The sequence below is a fragment of the Achromobacter sp. AONIH1 genome, from assembly GCF_002902905.1.
In the GTDB taxonomy this organism is placed as follows: Bacteria; Pseudomonadota; Gammaproteobacteria; order Burkholderiales; family Burkholderiaceae_B; genus Achromobacter.
Genome location: NZ_CP026124.1, coordinates 2,456,463 through 2,475,359 on the forward strand (window position 1 = coordinate 2,456,463; position 18,897 = coordinate 2,475,359).

The following is an 18,897-nucleotide window of genomic DNA, read 5'->3' on the forward strand; positions in this document are numbered from 1 at the left end:
AAGTCCATCGATATGTCTATGATCAGTTCCCGTTGTGTTGCCTTGCTGGTCATGCTTGTACCGGCGATGGCCCTGACCAGCGCCGTTGGCGGTCCCGCAGTCATTTATCTGACCGCGTTGATCTCACTGGCCGTTCTGGCGTCGAATGCCTTCACCCGTCGGCAACTGTTCGATTTCAGGGAGTTGATGCCGATGGCGGTGGCGCTGTTCGCGCCTTTCACTGCGATGTTGATCAGCAGTATATGGCTGGGTGTATGGAGCGCATCCGAGATCGAAAAACTGCTCAGGTTCGCGCTGGCTGTACCCGTGTGCTGGATGTTGTTGCGGGCGCCGCGCCACTGGCTGCAGCATGTGCAATGGAGTGTGCTGTTTGGCGCGTATGCCGGCTCGATCATGCTTTTCGTCATCCTGCTGCACCCGGGCCTGGGACGGGGATTTGTATCGGACTACGGCGGGCGCTACAACGCCGTTGCCTTCGCCGACCTGACCCTGTTGTTCGGCGTGATGTCGATCGTGACCCTGCCCTGGACGTTGACGCGCTGGGCCAGGTTTGAGGCGGCGTTGAAGATCTTCGCCCTGCCGCTGACGCTGGCTGCCGTCTGGGTGTCCCAGACCCGCAGCAGCTGGGGCTTGCTGCCGGTGTGCGGTGTGGTGTTTCTACTGGCCAAACGTGGCTGGACGGTACGCAAGAAGGCGATTTTCGTGGCCTGCATTGCCGCGGTCCTGGCCCTGGGAGCGGTGGCGGCATGGCATGCCAAGGGCACGCGCTGGACTGAAGCGGCATCGGACGTGAGCCTCTTCACCGAGAACAAGGAACGCGATACCTCCGTCGGCATACGCATGCAGCTCTGGCACGCGTCCTGGCTGATGTTCAAGCAAAGCCCGCTGGTCGGCGTGGGCGTGCCCAACTTCCGGCCCGAGCTGGTCAAGATGGCGGAGCAGGGGACTGTGACCAAGCTGGTCTCCACGGACTTTGGCGAGCCGCATAATGATTATCTGGGCGCGTTGGCGGGCTACGGCCTGCTCGGCATCCTGAGCATCTTCGCCCTCTATTTTGTCCCCGCGGCGGTGTTCATGCGCCGCATGCGCAGCGATGACGTGGTGGTGCGGGTAGGCGCCCAGCTCGGCCTGCTGTTTTGCCTGGGCTACAGCGTCTTCAGCCTGTCCGAAATGATGTTCCGCAACATGCGCAGCGTGCCGATCTACGCGGTGACGGTCGTGCTGCTGTACGCGCTGACCACGGTTCGCAGGAACCGCTCCCAGGCCTCGTCCGCCAGCGCCTGAAATCCGTGGCGCTTTTCGCGCTGCTCCGGTCAAAAAACGCAAGGTCTGATCCTTGCGTTTTTTTTCGTCCGCGACCAAAACCCAGGTGGCATTGACCTGCGTCAATCGCCCGGTCTCTTCCTGGTGAAAACCCTGGCTCATCCCCGTATTCTGATGAAACGCAACATATAAACCGTCACATTCTGCCGCTATTGCTTGCATGCGCAGGGTGGGCATAGAAAGAGAGGTTCTATGAAAAATTCCAGTTTGCGTAGGGAATTGCTGTGGTTCGTATTCGCCATCGGCGCGGCCGTGCTGGCCCTGGGCGTCTGGGACGCCTGGGAGCGGCGGGCCGAGATGGTGGCGCAGCGCAAGACCGAGCTGCGGCACGTGCTGGACCTGGCGTCCAGCATCGTGCAGAACGGCAAGCGGGGCGTGAGGGAGGGGCTCACGCTGGAGCAGGCGCAGCGCAATGTCGCCCAGCGCCTGGCGCAGCTGCGCTATGGCGCCGACGGCTACGTGGGCGCGTTCCGCGACGATTATTCACTGCTGGTGCATCCGGATTCCAAGCTGGTCGGCACCAATGTGCGGGATACGCGCGACGCCGAGGGCAGACCGATCTTCGAGGACCTGTATGCGCAGGGCAAGGCTGGCGGCGGCTATGTCGATTACCTGTTTCCGCGCCCGGGATCGGACGAAGCCCTGCACAAGATCAGCTATGCGGTCTATGAACCCGAATGGGGCTGGCTGCTGTTCACCGGGCTGTACGTCGATGACGTGGACGCGGCATTCCGCGCCACGCTGTGGCGCCAGGGCGGCGTGACGCTGGGCTTGCTGGCGGTGGTGCTGCTGGCGGCATTGCGCTTTTTCCGGACGCACATCATCCGTCCGCTGGACGAGGCGGTGGTCGTGTGCGAGCGAGTGGCGCAGGGCGATCTGTCCAGCATCGTGTCGCGTCATCACCGGGGCGAGATCGGCCGGCTGTTCGACGCCATGGCGCTGATGCAGGAACGCCTCGATGTGGCCGTGCGCAGCATCGTGCATTCCACGGGCTCGATCGCCGCCGCTTCGCGTCAGATCGCCGCCGGCAGCATGGACCTGCATGACCGCACCGAGAAGCAGGCGGCTGCGCTGGAGCAGACGGCGGCCAGCGTGGAGCAGATCACGGCCACCGCCAAGCAGAGCGCCGACCATGTGCGCGAAGTGAGCGCGCTGGCGGGCCAGTCGGCGCAGCTGGCGCGTCAGGGCAGCGAGGAAACCCAGCACGCCATCGACGCCATGCGCGAGATTTCGCAAAGCTCGCAGCGCATCGACGAGATCATCCGCCTGATCGACGAGATCGCGTTCCAGACCAACATCCTGGCGCTCAACGCCGCGGTCGAGGCGGCGCGCGCGGGCGAACAGGGCAGGGGCTTCGCCGTGGTGGCGGGCGAAGTGCGGGCGCTGGCGCAGCGCTCGGCCACCGCGGCCAAGGAAATCAAGGGCCTGATCGAGGCGTCCTCCGATTCGGTGGAGCGCGGCAGCCAGCGCGTGGAACAGGCCAGCGCCACCATGGGCAGCGTGCTGGAATCGGCCCGCAACAGCGCGCCGCTGATGGGCGAGATCGCCACGGCCTCGGCCGAGCAGAGCGTGGGCATCGAGCAGATCAATCAGGCCGTCACGCACCTGGACAGCGTGACGCAGCAGAACGCCTCGCTGGTGGAGGAGTTCGCCGCGTCGGCCGCCACGCTGCACGACCAGGCCGACGACCTGGCCCGCGCCGTGTCGGTGTTCAAGCTGTCTGCAGCCTACTAGGCGAGCACTGGACCACGCTCATGGCGCGCTGCAGCCGCGCGCTAAGTTCGCGGCTGGCGCTGGTCATGGGCGGGCGCAGCTCGTCCGTGATCAAACCTTGCAAGGCCAGCGCGCGCTTGATCGGCGCCGGATTGGGTTCGGCGAACAACAGCCGGATCAAGCCGCGCAGCGGTTCGAACAGCTCGCGCGCTGCTTCGGCGTGGCCGTCGCGGGCCAGCTGCATGACCTCGACGTAGCGCTCGGGATACAGGTGCGCCGCGGCGGGAATGGCGCCGCGACCTCCCATCTGGAAGTGATCCAGGAAGGCCATGTCCTCGCCGCACAGGACGTCCATCCTGCCGCGCGCGTTGAGCGCGGACAACAGTGAGGGATTGCATTCCTTGACCGAGCCGAATTGCGGCAGCGCGGCCAGCGTTTCCATGGTCTCAACCGTCATCGCAACGCCCGCGCGCTTGGGGATGTTGTACAGGATGACGGGGCGTTCGGTGGCCCAGGCGATCTGGCGGTAGTGCCACAGGATGCCTTGTTGCGACGGGCACAGGTAGTACGGCGGCGGCACCAGGTAGCCGGCCGGGCTCAGCTTGTCCAGGCGGCGGATGGCCGCCGCCACGCCGCGCGTGTCCACGCCGCCGGCGCCGAACACCAGCGGCAGCGCGTGCGGATCGGTGCGGATGGCTTCGATCATGTCGATCTTCTCCGGCAGGCTCAGCAGGTTGCCTTCGCCGGTGGAGCCGAACAGGACCAGGCCGGCGATGCCGGCGTTGCGATAGTAGCGGGCCAGCGCCTGGGCGGCCTCGCAATCCACGTGTCCGGCGCGCATGGGCGTGACCATGGGCAGCCAGATGCCTTCGAAGACGGGGCGGGCGGGCATGTCCATGGCTCAGTGCCTCCGCGCGGAACCGGCCAGCAGCACCGGGCCGAATTCGGCGCGCGGCAGGCCGGACATGACCGCATGCATGATGGCGTCGACCTGGTCGCGAGCGCACTGCAACTGGACGGCGGTCTGGCCATGCTGGTGATCGACCGCCAGCACGTAGACGCCGATGCGCGCGCCCAGCGCCCGATGCAGCGCCAGCCGCAGGTTCAGCGCGTCCAGGCTGTCGATCCGGATGGTCAGCGACACGTCCGCCGGCGCGTGGCGCGGCGGAATCCGTGACGCGGGATTGTAGGCTGGGGAGGCGGCGCTGGCTTGTCGAGGAATCATGGCGTGGGGCCGGGCGAGGCCGGAAAACGTGTTTCCGGGGTACCGGCTTGGGGTGGTTGACGACGCTTCCACTATAGGAAGCGCGTCGTAAATCCTGCCGATAAATGCGGGCGCGGCGCGTAAAAACCGCGTCAACGCCCGGCGGGCTCAGAACGTCTTGGTCAACGACAGCAGCCCGGTGGCGCGGCCCATGTAGCGGCCCTTGCTGTTGGTGTAGGCGCCACGGTCGGCGTTGGTGTCCAGATAGGCCAGCGACACGGCAAAGCCCTGGCCGAAGTCCTTGGTCAGGCCCAGCTTCCAGTCCGTGTAGGAACCTTTGTCCACGTTGCGCACCGTCTGCCGGCCCACGTGCGCATTGACGGTCAGGCCCCAGACGCCGGTGTCGAAGTTGCCGGACAGGTCGAAGTACTGGCTGTACTTGCTGTCGACGGCGCCGAACAGATTGGTCATGGCGATGGAGTACTTGAACATCACCGGGCCGTAGCCCAGGCCGGCATACAGCTCGGTGGTGTCGGGACTGGTGTAGCCGGACGGGTAGTCGCCGGGATAGTAGTACTGCATCACGCCCAGATCGAAAGGCACGCTGGGCGCCAGTTCACCCTTATAGCCGCCGTAGAAGTCCATTTCCACGGGCGCGGAGACGGCGCTGTTGCTGTCGCCCAGCCAGCTGATGCTGGAGTTCCAGTTGCCCAGGTACAGGCCGCTGGAATGCGCCAGGTCGAAGCCGCCCTGGATCGCGGGCTTGTTGTTGGTCTGCATCAGGCCGCGATAGCGGTACTGGCTGGCCAGCGTCACGTTGGCGCTCAACGTGAAATCGGATTGCGTGGATTGCGGGGCGGGCGCCTGCTCGGCATGCGACGGCGCGGCCAGCGCGATCAGCGCCAGGGCGGCCAGGGTGTTGCGGGACATCGGAATGCTCCATGCGTTGAACGGATCGCAACGATAGGAGAAGCCGCATAAACGCCGAGACAAGAGTGGCGCCGCGCGCGTAAACGCGCCGTCAATGCCGAGTCCGGCGAGGGTCAGCCGGCGAAGCGGTAGCCGACGCCGATCTCGGTGAGCAGGTACGCGGGCTGGGCGGGATCGGCTTCCAGCTTCTGGCGCAGGTGCCCCATATAGATGCGCAGGTAGTGGTTGCTCTCCACATGCGAGGGGCCCCAGACCTCGCGCAGCAGTTCGCGGTGCGTCATGACCTTGCCGCGATGCGCCAGCAGGGCGGCCAGCAGGCGATACTCCATCGCCGTCAGGTGCACATGCTGGCCGTTGCGCTCGACCACGCGCTTGGCGAAATCCACGCGCACGTCGCCGAAGCTGATCTCCGACGCGTTGCCCGCGCCGCCCCGGGCGTGCCGCCGCAGCAGCACGCGCAGCCGCGCCAGCAGCTCGCTGACGCCGAAGGGCTTGGTCAGGTAGTCATCCGCGCCGGCGTCCAGCGCCGCCACCTTGTCGGCCTCGGCGCTGCGCGCCGACAGCACCAGCACCGGCACCTCGGTCCAGCCGCGCAGTTCGCGGATCAGCGTCATGCCGTCCTCGTCGGGCAGGCCCAGGTCCAGCACAATGGCGTCGGGTTGGCGGGTGCCGGCCTCGATCAGGCCGCGCTTGACGGTGTCGGCCTCATGGACCGTGCAGCCCTCGCTTTCCAGGGCCTGGCGCACGAAGCGCCGGATGTAGTCGTCGTCCTCGATGATGAGCACGGTGGGCTGGTAGTCGAACATGCGTGGCGGGACTCAGGGAGTTTCGGGTTGGATGGCGGGCGGTTCGCCCAGCGGCAGCGTGAAGACGAATTGCGCGCCGCTGGGCCGGCCCGGCGCGTGCTCGACCCAGATGCGGCCATGGTGGGCGGTGACGATGGCTTCGCACACCGCCAGGCCCAGGCCCACGCCCGGCGTGGCGGATTCGCGTTCGCCGCGAGTGAATTTCTGGAAGATCCGGCGTTCGGCGCCGGCGGCCACGCCGGGGCCATTGTCGCAGACCGAGATGCGCAGTTCCTTGTCCTGCACGGTCGCGCCCAGCTGGATGGCGCTGCCAGCCGGCGTGTACTTGGCCGCGTTTTCCAGCAGGTTGCAGAGCACGCGCTCGATCAGCACGCCGTCGCATTCCACCAGCGGCAGCTGGGACAGGCTGGACACCGTCACCTGGTGCGCGGCCAGTGGTTCGCGCATGGCCGCCAGCGCCGCGCCCACCAGTTCCTCTACCGACTGCCATTCCAGCCGCAGCGGCGTGTCGCCGCTTTGCAGCCGGGCCATGTCCAGCAGGTTGGCCACCAGCGCATGCATGCGCTGGGCCTGGTCGCGCATTGCGCGGATGGTGTCCTGCACATCGGCCGGCAGCGCCGCCTGCTGGCGCGCCAGGGTATCGGTCATGCCGACCAGGCTGGTCAACGGCGTGCGCAGGTCGTGCGACACGGCGGCCAGCAGCGAGTTGCGCAGCTTCTCGGATTCCATGCTGACCAGCGCCTGTTGCGCCACCTCGACATAATGCAGGCGCTCGAGCGCGATGGCGATCAGCGTGGCGTAGGCCTCGATCTGCCGCCGCGACTCTGGATTGGAGAACAGGCTGCGGCGCGGCGCGGCCAGCGCCAGGACGCCGCGGGTGCGCATGGGGGCCTTCAGCGGCAGGTAGAGCAGCTCGCTGTTGGACAGGGTGGCGGTGCCGGCGCCGGCGGGCTGGCCATGGTCATAGACCCATTGCGCCAGCGCCGACTCCAGCGGTGGCATGTCGTCGGCGGCGGGCGAGGCCAGCTTGAGCCGGTCGTCCAATCCCAGGATGTACAGCGCGCAGCGCGAGCCGAACGTGGCGTGGACAAACAGGCCGGCCGAGGCCACGATCTGCTCGGGCAGCAGGGCCGACGACAGCTCGCGCGCGAATTCATACAGGCTGCGGGCGTCGGCCTCGCGCTTGACCGAGACCTGGGCCTGCAGGCGCAGCCCGGCGGTGAGTTGGCCGATCAACAGGCCCACCGCCAGCAGCACGCCGAAGGTCAGCAGGTACTGCACGTCCGACACCGCGAAGGACGCCAGCGGCTGCACGAAGAAAAAATCGAACAGACCCACGCTGACCACCGAGGCCAGCGCCGCCGGCCCGCGGCCGTGCCTGACGGCCACCGCCACCACCGCCAGCAGGAACAGCATGACGATATTGGTCTGGTGCAGCGCCGGAAAGGCCAGCGCCGACAGCGCCGTGGCGATGGCGCAGTAGCACAGCGCCCAGGCATAGCCGGCCAGGGGGCGGCCGCCGCGTTCGTCCGCCGCCTGGCGCGCGCGCTGGCCCAGGGTCAGCGGATCGCGTCCCGGCGCCGCGCTGGCGGGCAGCGGCGGCGCGCCCAGCCGGATCACGTCGATCTCCGGGCAGCCGGCGGCCAGCATGTCGGCGAAGCTGTGGCGGCGCCACAGCCAGCCCGGCGACAGGGCTGCGTTGAGCAGGGCGGACGCCGACAGCCGCAACCGCAGCAGGCCGCTGGCGCGGGTGCGGCCGACGACGGCCTTGGTGATGTTGTGGCGGCGCACGTAGCGGACCATGGCTTCGACCATGTCGCCGCCGGCCAGCGTCTCGGCGCGCGCGCCCAGCGTGTCGGCAAGCGCCATCGCGCGCTGCAGCCGCTCCTGGGCGCTTTGCGGCGCGGGCGCGGCGCGCGCCGTGTCGACCGTCACCACGTGCAGATCGCATTCCAGCTGCTGGCTCAGGCGGTGGGCGCTGCGGATGACGTACTCGGCGTCCTCGTCGGCGCCGATGCAGGCGACCACGGCCTCGCGCGTGCGCCAGACCGGCTCGATCGCGCGGTCGCGGCGATAGGCCTGCACGTCGTCGTCCACGTGGTCGGCGGTGCGGCGCAGCGCCAGTTCGCGCAGCGCGATCAGGTTGCCCTTGCGGAAGAAGTTGCGGGTGGCGTGACGCGCCTGCTCGGGCAGGTAGACCTTGCCTTCCTTCAATCGGCGCAGCAGCTCGTCGGCCGACAGGTCCACCAGGATGACTTCGTCGGCGCCGTCGAAGACCTCGTCGGGCACCGTTTCCCAGACCCGCACGCCGGTGATGCTGCCGACCGCCTCGTTCAGGCTGTCCAGATGCTGCACGTTCAGCGTGGTCCAGACATCGATGCCGGCGGCCAGCATTTCCTCGATGTCCTGCCAGCGCTTGGCATGGCGCGAGCCGGGCGCGTTCGAGTGCGCCAGCTCGTCCACCAGCGCCAGCGCCGGATGGCGCGTCAGCGCGCCGTCCAGGTCGAACTCCTTGAGCACATGGCCGCGATAGGCCACGTCCTTGAGCGGCAGCGTCGGGATGCCGTCCAGCAGGGCGGCGGTCTCGCGGCGGCCGTGGGTTTCGACGATGCCGGCCAGCACGTCCACGCCCTGCGCCGCTTGGGCGCGCGCCGCGACCAGCATGGCATAGGTCTTGCCCACGCCGGCCGATGCGCCGAAATAGACGCGCAGCTTGCCGCGCACAGCCTGGCGCGCGGCGTCGTCCAGCGTTTTCAGGAGCGCGTCCGGATCGGGACGCTCGTCAGCGGTATCGGCCATGGGCGCGGGGCTTCAAGGAGAACAGGGCTGGCAATACTATACCCAGGCGCATGGCCGTCAGCGCCGGGGCGCCAGCTTGTCCAGCGCCAGGTTGAGCTTGAGCACGTTGACCGCGGGGTCGCCCAGCAGGCCGATCCAGGGCTTTTCGGTGTTCGCCGCGATCAGCGCATCGACCTCGGTGCGAGGCAGGTTGCGCGCGCGCGCCACGCGGGCGGCCTGGTAAACCGCCGCCGCCGGACTGATGTGCGGGTCCAGACCGCTGCCCGAGGCGGTGACCAGATCCACCGGGACAGGCAGCGGATTCTCCGGATCGGCGGCCTTGAGCAGGGCGATGCGGGCCTGGATCGCCTCGGCCAGCGCGGGGTTGCGCGGACCCAGGTTCGAGCCGCCCGAGTTGGCCGCGTTGTACGGCATTGGCGCGGTGGCCGACGGCCGGCTCCAGAAATACTGCGGCGAGCTGAAGGACTGGCCGATCAGCTCCGATCCCACCACCTTGTCGCCGTCGCGGATCAGCGAGCCGGCGGCCTCGTGCGGAAAGACAGCGGCGGCGATGCCGTTGGTCAGGAAGGGATAGGCCAGGCCGGTCACCAGCGACAGCGCGACGAACACGACCAGGGCCGGGCGCAGGATGCCGCCTTGGCGCGGCAGGGCATGGATGGCTTGCTTCATAATGAAATTCTCCTAGTGTCGCGGATCAGACCCAGCCCAGCGCGGCCAGGACCATGTCGACCAGCTTGATGCCGACGAAGGGAACCAGCAGGCCCCCCAGGCCATAGATCAGCAGGTTGCGGCGCAGCAGCACCGCGGCGCCCAGCGGCCGGTAGCGCACGCCTTTCAGGGCCAGCGGGATCAGCACGACGATGATCAACGCGTTGAAGATCACGGCCGACAGGATGGCCGAGGCCGGCGTGGCCAGCGCCATGATGTTCAGCACATTCAGCTGCGGATAGACGGTGGCGAAGGCGGCCGGGATGATGGCGAAGTACTTGGCCACGTCGTTGGCCACGCTGAAGGTGGTCAGCGCGCCGCGCGTCATCAGCATCTGCTTGCCGATCTCGACGATTTCGATCAGCTTGGTGGGATTGGAGTCCAGGTCCACCATGTTGCCGGCTTCCTTGGCGGCCTGCGTGCCCGAGTTCATGGCCACGGCCACGTCGGCCTGAGCCAGCGCCGGCGCGTCGTTGGTGCCGTCGCCGGTCATGGCCACCAGCCGGCCTTCGCCCTGGTAGGCGCGGATCAGCTTGAGCTTGGCTTCCGGCGTGGCTTCGGCCAGGAAGTCGTCCACGCCGGCCTCGGCCGCGATGGAGGCGGCTGTGAGCTTGTTGTCGCCGGTGATCATCACGGTCTTGATGCCCATGCGGCGCAGCTCGGCGAAGCGCGACTGGATGCCGGGCTTGACGATGTCCTTGAGCTCGACCACGCCCAGCGCGCGGTTGCCGTCGCTGACCAGCAGGGGCGTGCTGCCGCGCCGCGCCACATCCTCGGCCAGGCGCAGCACCGTGTCGGGCACGGACGCTTCCTGCGCCTGGATCCAGGCGGCCACGGCGTCGACCGCGCCTTTGCGGATCATGCGTTCGCCGACGTTTACGCCGCTCATGCGGGACTGGGCGGTGAAGGGCACGAATTCGGCGGCGGCCAGCTGCGGCGCGGGCGCGTGAATGGTCTTGTCGGCCAGCGCCACGATGCTGCGTCCCTCGGGCGTTTCGTCGGCCAGCGAGGCCAGGCGGGCGGCGTCGGCCAGCTCGCGCGACGAGACGCCGGGCGCCGGCAGGAAGGTGGAGGCCTGGCGGTTGCCGAAGGTGATGGTGCCGGTCTTGTCCAGCAGCAGCACGTCCACGTCGCCGGCGGCTTCCACCGCGCGGCCGGAGGTGGCGATGACATTGGCGCCCATCATGCGGCTCATGCCGGCCACGCCGATGGCCGAGAGCAGGCCGCCGATGGTGGTCGGGATCAGGCACACCAGCAGCGCCACCAGCACCGTCACGGTCACCGTCGTGCCGCCGCCGGCGGTCGAGACCGCGTAGATCGAGAACGGCATCAGCGTGACCACCACCAGCAGGAACACCACCGTCAGGCCCACCAGCAGGATGGTCAGCGCCAGTTCGTTGGGCGTCTTCTGGCGCTTGGCGCCTTCGACCATGGAGATCATGCGGTCCAGGAAGCTCTCGCCGGGATCGGCCGCGATGCGTACGAAGATCCAGTCCGACAGCACCCGCGTGCCGCCGGTGACGGACGAGAAGTCGCCGCCGGATTCGCGGATCACGGGCGCGGATTCGCCGGTGATGGCGCTTTCGTCGACGGACGCCACGCCGGCGATCACCTGGCCATCGCCGGGGATGGTTTCGCCGGCCTCGACCAGCACCACGTCGCCGCGGCGCAGCAGCCCGGAGGGCTGGCTGACGGCCTGGCCGCGCCATGCGTCGGGCGTGGCGCGGTTGGCGTCGGCGTCCTTGAATCCCTTGAGCAGGCGCGCGTCGATGGTGGTGCGCAGGCCGCGCAAGGTGGCCGCCTGCTGCTTGCCGCGGCCTTCGGCCAGGGCTTCGGCGAAGTTGGCGAACAGCACGGTGAACCAGAGCCATACCGTGATCGCCAGGATGAAGCCCGCCGGGGCCTCGGCCTGGCCGCGCAGCGCCATGATCCACAGGATCGTGGTGAGGATGCTGCCGGCGTAGACCACGAACATGACGGGGTTCTTCATCTGCGCGGCCGGCGAGAGCTTGCGCAGGCTGTCCAGCAGCGCCGGGCCGACCAGCGCGCTCGACCACATGCCGAACTGGCGTTCATGGACGCCGCTGGACGCGGCGCGGGCGGCGCCGCCTCCGGCGCCGGTCGTAGAAGTTTCAATCTTGGCCATTTTCATTCCTAGCCGTTGGTGTTCAAGTTGTCTGCGGCGCTGGCGAGCCATCCGCAGCATGGAGAAGCTCGCCGCCTCGCGGGGCCGCGCGGATCCGGCTTTGCCGGTCCGCGGCGGCGCCCCCTTGAGGGGGGAGCGCACAGCGCTTCGGGGGTGGGCGTCACCCGCGGATCCGGCTTTGCCGGTCCGCGGCGGCGCCCCCTTGAGGGGGAAGCGCGCAGCGCTTCGGGGGTGGGCTTCATCATTAGCGGAGCAGGTGCTCGGCGACGGGGCCAAGCGCCAGCGCGGGCACGTAAGTCAGCGCGCCCACGAGCAGCACGGCGCCGATCAGCAGCACCACGAACAGCGGGCCGTGGGTCGGCATGCTGCCGGGGCCGGCGGGCAGGCGGCGCTTGGCGGCCAGCGAACCGGCCATCGCCAGCACGGCGACGATGATGGCGAAGCGGCCGAACCACATCGCCGCCCCCAGCAGCACGTTGTAGAAGGGCGTGTTGGCGGACAGGCCGGCGAAGGCGCTGCCGTTGTTGTTGGCCGCGGAGGTCAGGGCGTACAGGATTTCCGAGAAACCGTGGATGCCAGGATTGAGCACGCCCGCCTGGCCGGCGCTGACCGACACGGCCAGCGCGGTGCCGCCCAGCACCAGCAGCGGAGTGGCCAGGATGACGATGGACACCATCTTCATGTCGTAGGCCTCGATCTTCTTGCCCAGGTATTCCGGCGTGCGGCCGATCATCAGGCCGGCGATGAACACCGCCAGGACGGCGAAGGCCAGCATGCCGTACAGACCGGAGCCGACGCCTCCGTAGACCACCTCGCCCAGCTGCATCTGCAGCATCGGCGTCACGCCGCCCATGGCGTTGAACGAGTCGTGCATGCCGTTGACCGCGCCGCAGGACGCCGCCGTGGTCACGGTGGCGAACAGCGAGGTGGCGGCGATGCCGAAGCGGGTTTCCTTGCCTTCCATGTTGCCGCCGGGCGAGAAGGCCGAGAGGGAGCTGTCCGCGCCGGCCTGCGCCGCCATCGGATTGGCCTGTTGCTCGAAATAGCCGACGTTGATCGCGAAAGCGACGAACAGCGCCGTCATCGCCGCCAGCACCGCGATGCCCTGCTTGCGGCTGCCGACCATCTCGCCGAACGAGAAGCACAGTGCGGCCGGGATGATCAGGATGGCCAGCATTTCCAGGAAGTTCGCCAGCGGCGTGGCGTTCTCATAGGGATGGGCCGAGTTGGCGTTGAAGAAGCCGCCGCCGTTGGTGCCCAGCAGCTTGATCGCTTCCTGCGAGGCCACCGGACCCATCGCCAGCGTCTGGGTCTGCGTGACCGCCGGGTCGGTGACCGGCTGGCCGGCCGCGTCCAGCACCGGCTGGCCCTGCGCGTCCACGCGCGGCTGGGCGTAGTGCAGCGCCTCGACGGTCTGCGCCTCGACATAGGGGCTGAAGTTCTGGATCACGCCCTGGCTGACCAGCGCCAGTGCCAGGATCAGCGACAGCGGCAGCAGCACATACAGCGTGCTGCGGACCATGTCGGTCCAGAAGTTGCCCAGCGTGGCGCTGCAATGGCGCGCCAGCCCGCGGATCAACGCGAACAGCACGGCGATGCCGGTCGCGGCGGACACGAAGTTCTGCACCGTGAGCGCCAGCATCTGCGTCAGGTAGCTCATGGTCGATTCGCCGCCGTAGCCCTGCCAGTTGGTGTTGGCGACGAAGCTGATGGCGGTGTTCAGCGCGGAATCGGGCGATACCGGGCCCATGCCGGCCGGGTTCAGCGGCAGCATGCCCTGCAGGCGTTGCAGGGCGTAGACGGCGATGATGCCGAGGATGTTGAAGGCCAGCACCGCCAGCGCGTAGCGCTTCCAGCCCATCTCGGCTTGCGGATCGATGCCGGACAGCCGGTAGATGACGCGTTCCAGCGGACGGCCCCAGGCGGTCCAGCGGGACTGCCCGTCCTCCATGGCGATGCGGATGTAGCGCCCGAGAAACGGCGCGAGGGCAAGCAGGACTGCGAGATAGAGCACGAGCAGTCCGATGTATTGGGCGTTCATCAGAACTTCTCCGGTTTGAACAGGGCGACCAGCAGGTACACGAACAGGGCGGCCGCGGTCAGGCCGCTGAGCCAGTAGAGCCAGCTCATGATTGGTCTCCCGATGACAGGGCTGCGCACAATCCCAGCAGGGCGTAAGTCAGCCCGGCCATGACGGCGAAGATGGCGATATAGATGGCATCCACGTTCTTTCCTCCCGGGAGCGATGCTCCCTGCGTGCGTCGGGCCATGCGCGGCAGAGGGGATGCGGGCCGCGCAGGCGCAATGACCAATCAGGACAGCGGCAGGTTACGGAGCGGGGGGTAAAAACGGGGTATAGCTTTGGCCGGCGGGTGTAAACGGGATATAAAAACGGCGCGGACCGCCCCGTGGCGGGGCGTGGCGGCCAGGCGCGCCCGGATGCGGGCGCGGTGGCGCCAGGATGGGGAAGGGCGGCGCAAATCGGGTTTTGCGGCAAGGCCGTAAATGGACGCCGACTCGCGGGCATCCGGGAAAAATCCCAAAGGTTGGGACGAGTTGGGTGATTTGCACCATTGTGGTGCCAGTTATATGTAAATGAATGCGCCGAATTAGGGCATTCCCCTAGTGTGACAATCCCGCGTCTGGTGCAGAATCTCGTCCCATGCAGGTGAGGAGACAAGCCCTGCATCATGGGCACGAGACCGGCGGCACCGGTACATAAAAAAAGTAAAGCAGTATCAAAAAAAGCAAAACGCACAACGGCTGGCACCAGGCAGTGCCGGCCGTTGTCGCTTAAAGCGTCCGGAAATGCTTGCTCCGGCGCGGCGGGCGCCGCGTTTCGCGATATTCAGGCCAGGTTGTCAAAAATCGCTATGCCCGAATCCCGCGTTCCCTCCGCATCCCCCTCCCGTTCCTATTGGCGCCGCAACTTGCGCCTGATCGCGCTATTGCTCGCGCTCTGGGCCGGGCTGACCTTCATCCCCTCGTATTTCGCCCGCGGCCTGTCCTTCGACTTCCTCAACTGGCCGTTCTCGTACTGGATGGCGGCCTATGGCGCGCCGCTGGCCTACCTGATCATCATCGCGGTCTACGCCGGGGTCATGAACCGCGCCGACCGGCGCGCCGAGCTTGAGGGGGACCGCTGATGCCGTTTTTCAGCGGGGACACCCCGCAGGAATTCAGCCTGCGGCTGCGGCGCATCTATGTCCTGTACACAGCCGGTTTCGCGCTGCTGATCCTGCTGATGGCGCTGGCCGAGATCCTGGGCATGCCGCGCAACTGGATCGGCTATGTCTTCCTGCTGGTGACGGTGAGCTTGTACGCCGGCATCGGCATCGTCTGTCGCACCTCCGACCAGGTCGAGTACTACGTCGCCGGACGGCGCGTGCCGGCCATCTACAACGGCATGGCCACGGCGGCCGACTGGATGTCGGTGGCGTCCTTCATCGGCGTGGCGGGCACGCTCTACCTGACCGGCTACGGCGGGCTGGCCTACATCATGGGCTGGACCGGCGGCTACGTGCTGGTGGCCATGCTGCTGGCGCCCTACCTGCGCCGCTTCGGCCAGTACACCATCCCCGATTTCATGGGCGCGCGCTACGGCGGCAACCTGCCGCGCCTGGCCGGCGTGGCCTGCGCCATCCTGTGTTCCTTCACCTATCTGGTCGCGCAGATCTACGGCGTGGGCATCATCACCACCCGCATGACCGGCATCTCGTTCGAGCTGGGCATCTTCGTGGCGCTGGGCGGCATGCTGGTCTGTTCCTTCCTGGGCGGCATGCGGGCGGTGACCTGGACCCAGGTCGGGCAGTACATCATCCTGGTGATCGCCTATCTGGTGCCGGTGGTGTGGCTGTCGGTCAAGCACACCGGATCGCCCGTGCCGCAGGTCTCGGCCGGCATCGTGTTGCAGCAGGTGGCCGAGAAGGAAAGCTATCTGCTGAACGACACCGGCGAGATCGAGGTGCGGCGCATCTGGCAGGAGCGGGCCGACGAGATGGGCCAGCGCATCGCCGCGCTGCCCGAGTCCTGGACGCTGGAGAAGGACAAGCTACGCAGCCGGCTGGCCCAGCTCAACGCCACCGACGCGCCCATGGTGGAGATCCGTTCGCTGGAGCGTGAGCTGGCGTCCTATCCGCCGAATGCCGAGGAGGCGCGCGCGGCCTGGTCGCAGTCCAAGGCCCTGTTCGAGGCGCGCGCCGCGCCGCCCACGCCGCATGCCGAGCCGTTTCCGGCCAAGGACGCGGAAGAGCGCAGCAACATGCGCACCAATTTCCTGGCGCTGGTGCTGTGCCTGATGCTGGGCACCGCCGGCATGCCGCACATCCTGATGCGCTCATACACCACGCCCTCGGTGAGCGAGGCGCGGCGTTCCGTGTGCTGGTCCCTGCTGTTCATCCTGCTGCTGTATTTCATGGCGCCGGCGCTGGCCCTGCTGGTGAAATACGAGGTCTACACGCAGGTGGTCGGCTCCAACTTCCTCAGCCTGCCCAACTGGGTGCACGCCTGGAGCGCGGTCGACAGCAACCTGCTGGACGTGACCGACATCAACCGCGACGGCATCGTGCAGCTGGGCGAGATCAGCATGGGGGCGGATGTGGTGGTGCTGGCCATGCCGGAGATCGGCGGGCTGCCCTATGTGATTTCCGGGCTGGTGGCCGCCGGCGGGCTGGCCGCCGCGCTGTCCACTGCCGACGGCCTGCTGCTGACCCTGTCGAACTCGCTGTCGCACGACATGTGGTATCGGGTGGTGTCGCCGCGCATGCCGGCGGCGCGGCGCGTGATGGCGTCCAAGATCCTGCTGCTGGCGGTGGCGTTCGGCGCGGCCTGGGTCGCGGCGCGCAAGCCGGCCGACATCCTGTTCATGGTGTCCGCCGCCTTCTCCTTCGCCGCCTCGTCTTTCTTCCCGGCATTGGTCATGGGCGTGTTCTGGCGGCGAGCGAACAAGTGGGGGGCGACGCTGGGCATGGCGGCGGGGCTGCTGGTCACGTTCTCCTACATGACACACACCCAGCCCTGGCTGCGCGAATGGGTGCTGGGCATCTCGCGCAGCGAGCCGATCACGCTGTGGTGGGGCATCCAGCCCATCGCCGCCGGCGTGTTCGGCGCGCCGGTGGCCTTCCTGACCATCATCGTGGTGTCGCTGCTGACCCCGCCGCCCGACCGCGCCACGCTGGCGCTGGTCGATTACCTGCGCCAGCCGGGCGGGGGCGCGCCGCCGGCCGCGAACAGCTAGCTCGGGGAGGCTGCTGTGGGGCTCAGTGGGAAACGGACTTCGAGAAGACGTTCATCACCACCACGCCGGCGATGATGAGGCCCATGCCGATCATCGCCGGCGCGTCCAGGTGCTGCTTGAAGAGCAGCGCGCTGACGATGGAGATGAGCACGATGCCCACGCCCGACCAGATCGCGTAGGCGATGCCGACCGGCACCTCGCGCAGCGTCAGCGACAGAAAATAGAACGACACCACGTAGCCGAGCGTCGTCACCACCGACGGCAGCAGCCGCGTGAAGCCATCGGAGCTTTTCAGGGCGCTGGTGGCGACGATCTCGGCCAGGATGGCCACGGCCAGGTACAGCCATTTCATTTGCGGGCTCCTTCGGCCTGGCGCAGCAGCACCAGCAGGGCGCCGGCGCCGCCTTCGCGCTCGGGCGCCTCGGAAAACGCCAGCACCTCGTTCTTCTGCACCAGCCAGGTGCGGGCCTTGTCCTTGAGCACCGGCTCCAGCCCCTGCGAGCCGTAGCCCTTGCCGTGCACGATGCGCACGCAGCGGATGCCGTGTTCCTGGCATTCATCCAGGAAGGACAGCAGGGCGTGGCGGGCCTGTTCCACGCGCAGGCCGTGCAGGTCGAGTTCGGCGCCCGCGCGCCACTGGCCGCGACGCAGGTTGCGCGCCGTGTCGGGCGCGGCGTCGCCGCGCACGAAGGCGGTGCCGCCTTCGGACAGCAGGTGGATGACTTCGCCGCCGTCGGACACGCCGGCGTCGGCGCGGGTCGGGGTCTCGCCCAGCGCGTTGGCGCGGCGCAGGGCCGGCGCGGGCGTGGCCACGGGCTTGTGCTCGACGCGGGCGTCGCGCCTGATCGGGGTGACGGACCGCAGGCTGCGCCGCAGCGCCTCGGCATCGTCGGCGGGATTGGCGGACTCGGCCGCCGGCTTGCGCGCGGCAGCCGCGGCCGAGGCGCGGGCCAGCGTGGCGCGCTGGCGCTCGGCCTCCAGGTCCTTCTTCAGGCGCTTTAGGTCGGCCAGGCCGACTTTGCTGCCTTTCATTACTGGCCTTCGCTCTCCAGCCAGCGCTGGGCATCCAGCGCGGCCATGCAGCCGGTGCCGGCGCTGGTGATGGCCTGGCGGTAGACGTGGTCCTGCACGTCGCCGGCGGCGAACACGCCGGGCACCGAGGTCATGGTGGCCATGCCGGACAGGCCGCTCTTGGTGACGATGTAGCCGTCCTTCATTTCCAGCTGGCCCTGGAAGATGCTGGTGTTGGGCTGGTGGCCGATGGCGATGAAAGCGCCGGTGACCTTCAGGTCCTCGGTGGCGCCGGTGTCGACGTGGCGCACGCGCACGCCGGTCACGCCGCTGTCGTCGCCCAGCACTTCTTCCAGCGTATGGAAGACCTTGAGCTCCATGTTGCCGTTCTCGACCTTGGACATCAGCTTGTCTACCAGGATGGGCTCGGCGCGGAACTTGTCGCGGCGGTGGATCAGGGTGACTTTGCGGCAGATGTTCGACAGGTACAGGGCTTCCTCGACGGCGGTGTTGCCGCCGCCCACCACGACCACGTCCTGGTTGCGGTAGAAGAAGCCGTCGCAGGTGGCGCAGCCCGACACGCCGCGGCCCATGAAGGACGCTTCGGACGGCAGGCCCAGGTACTTGGCCGAGGCGCCGGTGGCGATGATGAGCGCGTCGCAGGTGTAGACCTTGCCGCCGTCGCCGTTCAGCGTGAACGGGCGCTTGGACAGGTCGACGCTGGCGATGTGGTCGAACAGCATTTCGGTGTTGAAGCGTTCGGCGTGCTTCTGGAAGCGCTGCATCAGGTCCGGACCCTGCACGCCGTCGGCGTCCGCCGGCCAGTTGTCGACGTCGGTCGTCGTCATGAGCTGGCCGCCCTGGGCCAGACCTGTAACAAGTACGGGGTTCAGATTGGCGCGCGCGGCATAGACGGCGGCCGTGTAACCGGCGGGGCCGGAACCAAGTATCAAAACTTTAGCGTGCTTGGGCGTGGAGGTAGGCGTGGACATGGGCAGGTATCTTTAGATTGACGCCCAAT

16 protein-coding genes are annotated in these 18,897 nt (G+C 67.9%); 4 read left to right on the plus strand and 12 right to left on the minus strand.

Annotation, left to right across the window (positions count from 1 at the left end; translation table 11 throughout):
* The first annotated feature begins 12 nt into the window (after window positions 1-12).
* On the plus strand, window positions 13-1,284 hold the full coding sequence (locus C2U31_RS11315) for an O-antigen ligase (protein ID WP_103276338.1): 1,272 nt from the start codon (window positions 13-15) through the stop codon (window positions 1,282-1,284).
* Between the two features lie 231 nt (window positions 1,285-1,515).
* Window positions 1,516-3,057 (plus strand): methyl-accepting chemotaxis protein, encoded by a 1,542-nt coding sequence (locus C2U31_RS11320; protein WP_103272874.1) that lies wholly within the window; start codon window positions 1,516-1,518, stop codon window positions 3,055-3,057.
* Here C2U31_RS11320 and dapA read toward each other — a convergent pair.
* The 9 genes from dapA to kdpF all read right to left on the minus strand — a co-directional run bounded on the left by dapA (window position 3,035) and on the right by kdpF (window position 13,759).
* The gene (gene dapA, locus C2U31_RS11325) at window positions 3,035-3,928 is read right to left on the minus strand and encodes a 4-hydroxy-tetrahydrodipicolinate synthase (RefSeq protein ID WP_233772733.1); all 894 of its coding nucleotides are present in this window, start codon (window positions 3,926-3,928) and stop codon (window positions 3,035-3,037) included. The two genes, C2U31_RS11320 and dapA, sit on opposite strands and share 23 nt — an antisense overlap.
* A 9-nt stretch (window positions 3,929-3,937) precedes the next feature.
* Complete coding sequence (locus tag C2U31_RS11330) at window positions 3,938-4,261, minus strand: hypothetical protein (protein ID WP_233772734.1); 324 nt, start codon at window positions 4,259-4,261, stop codon at window positions 3,938-3,940.
* Between the two features lie 147 nt (window positions 4,262-4,408).
* Window positions 4,409-5,170 (minus strand): TorF family putative porin, encoded by a 762-nt coding sequence (locus tag C2U31_RS11335; protein ID WP_103272876.1) that lies wholly within the window; start codon window positions 5,168-5,170, stop codon window positions 4,409-4,411.
* 113 nt (window positions 5,171-5,283) lie between these two features.
* Entirely contained in the window at window positions 5,284-5,976 is a 693-nt protein-coding gene (kdpE, locus tag C2U31_RS11340; protein ID WP_103272877.1) for a two-component system response regulator KdpE, read from the minus strand.
* Between the two features lie 12 nt (window positions 5,977-5,988).
* The gene (locus tag C2U31_RS11345) at window positions 5,989-8,775 is read right to left on the minus strand and encodes a sensor histidine kinase KdpD (RefSeq protein WP_103272878.1); all 2,787 of its coding nucleotides are present in this window, start codon (window positions 8,773-8,775) and stop codon (window positions 5,989-5,991) included.
* Between the two features lie 57 nt (window positions 8,776-8,832).
* On the minus strand, window positions 8,833-9,444 hold the full coding sequence (gene kdpC, locus C2U31_RS11350) for a potassium-transporting ATPase subunit KdpC (protein WP_103272879.1): 612 nt from the start codon (window positions 9,442-9,444) through the stop codon (window positions 8,833-8,835).
* A 25-nt stretch (window positions 9,445-9,469) separates the two neighbouring features.
* The gene (kdpB, locus tag C2U31_RS11355; RefSeq protein WP_103272880.1) at window positions 9,470-11,629 is read right to left on the minus strand and encodes a potassium-transporting ATPase subunit KdpB; all 2,160 of its coding nucleotides are present in this window, start codon (window positions 11,627-11,629) and stop codon (window positions 9,470-9,472) included.
* Between the two features lie 244 nt (window positions 11,630-11,873).
* Window positions 11,874-13,670, minus strand: coding sequence for a potassium-transporting ATPase subunit KdpA (kdpA, locus tag C2U31_RS11360; protein ID WP_103272881.1), 1,797 nt, complete (start codon window positions 13,668-13,670; stop codon window positions 11,874-11,876).
* On the minus strand, window positions 13,670-13,759 hold the full coding sequence (gene kdpF, locus C2U31_RS11365) for a K(+)-transporting ATPase subunit F (RefSeq protein ID WP_103272882.1): 90 nt from the start codon (window positions 13,757-13,759) through the stop codon (window positions 13,670-13,672). The genes kdpA and kdpF overlap by 1 nt, the downstream gene beginning before the upstream one ends.
* Window positions 13,760-14,502: 743 nt before the next feature.
* Here kdpF and C2U31_RS11370 point away from each other — a divergent pair.
* Both C2U31_RS11370 and C2U31_RS11375 read left to right on the plus strand, forming a co-directional pair.
* Window positions 14,503-14,775 carry a DUF4212 domain-containing protein gene (locus C2U31_RS11370; protein WP_103272883.1) on the plus strand — a complete coding sequence of 91 codons (273 nt, stop codon included), beginning with the start codon at window positions 14,503-14,505 and terminating at the stop codon, window positions 14,773-14,775.
* Window positions 14,775-16,865: a sodium:solute symporter family protein gene (locus C2U31_RS11375; RefSeq protein ID WP_103272884.1), complete on the plus strand. Its 2,091-nt coding sequence runs from the start codon at window positions 14,775-14,777 to the stop codon at window positions 16,863-16,865. The genes C2U31_RS11370 and C2U31_RS11375 overlap by 1 nt, the downstream gene beginning before the upstream one ends.
* A 22-nt stretch (window positions 16,866-16,887) precedes the next feature.
* Here C2U31_RS11375 and C2U31_RS11380 read toward each other — a convergent pair whose 3' ends face one another.
* From C2U31_RS11380 to trxB, 3 genes are read right to left on the minus strand one after another with little or no spacing between them, the layout of a single operon-like run.
* Window positions 16,888-17,217: a multidrug efflux SMR transporter gene (locus tag C2U31_RS11380; protein ID WP_103272885.1), complete on the minus strand. Its 330-nt coding sequence runs from the start codon at window positions 17,215-17,217 to the stop codon at window positions 16,888-16,890.
* Complete coding sequence (locus C2U31_RS11385) at window positions 17,214-17,897, minus strand: Smr/MutS family protein (protein ID WP_103272886.1); 684 nt, start codon at window positions 17,895-17,897, stop codon at window positions 17,214-17,216. The genes C2U31_RS11380 and C2U31_RS11385 overlap by 4 nt, the downstream gene beginning before the upstream one ends.
* Entirely contained in the window at window positions 17,897-18,868 is a 972-nt protein-coding gene (gene trxB, locus C2U31_RS11390) for a thioredoxin-disulfide reductase (protein ID WP_103272887.1), read from the minus strand. The genes C2U31_RS11385 and trxB overlap by 1 nt, the downstream gene beginning before the upstream one ends.
* Between the last annotated feature and the right edge of the window lie 29 nt (window positions 18,869-18,897).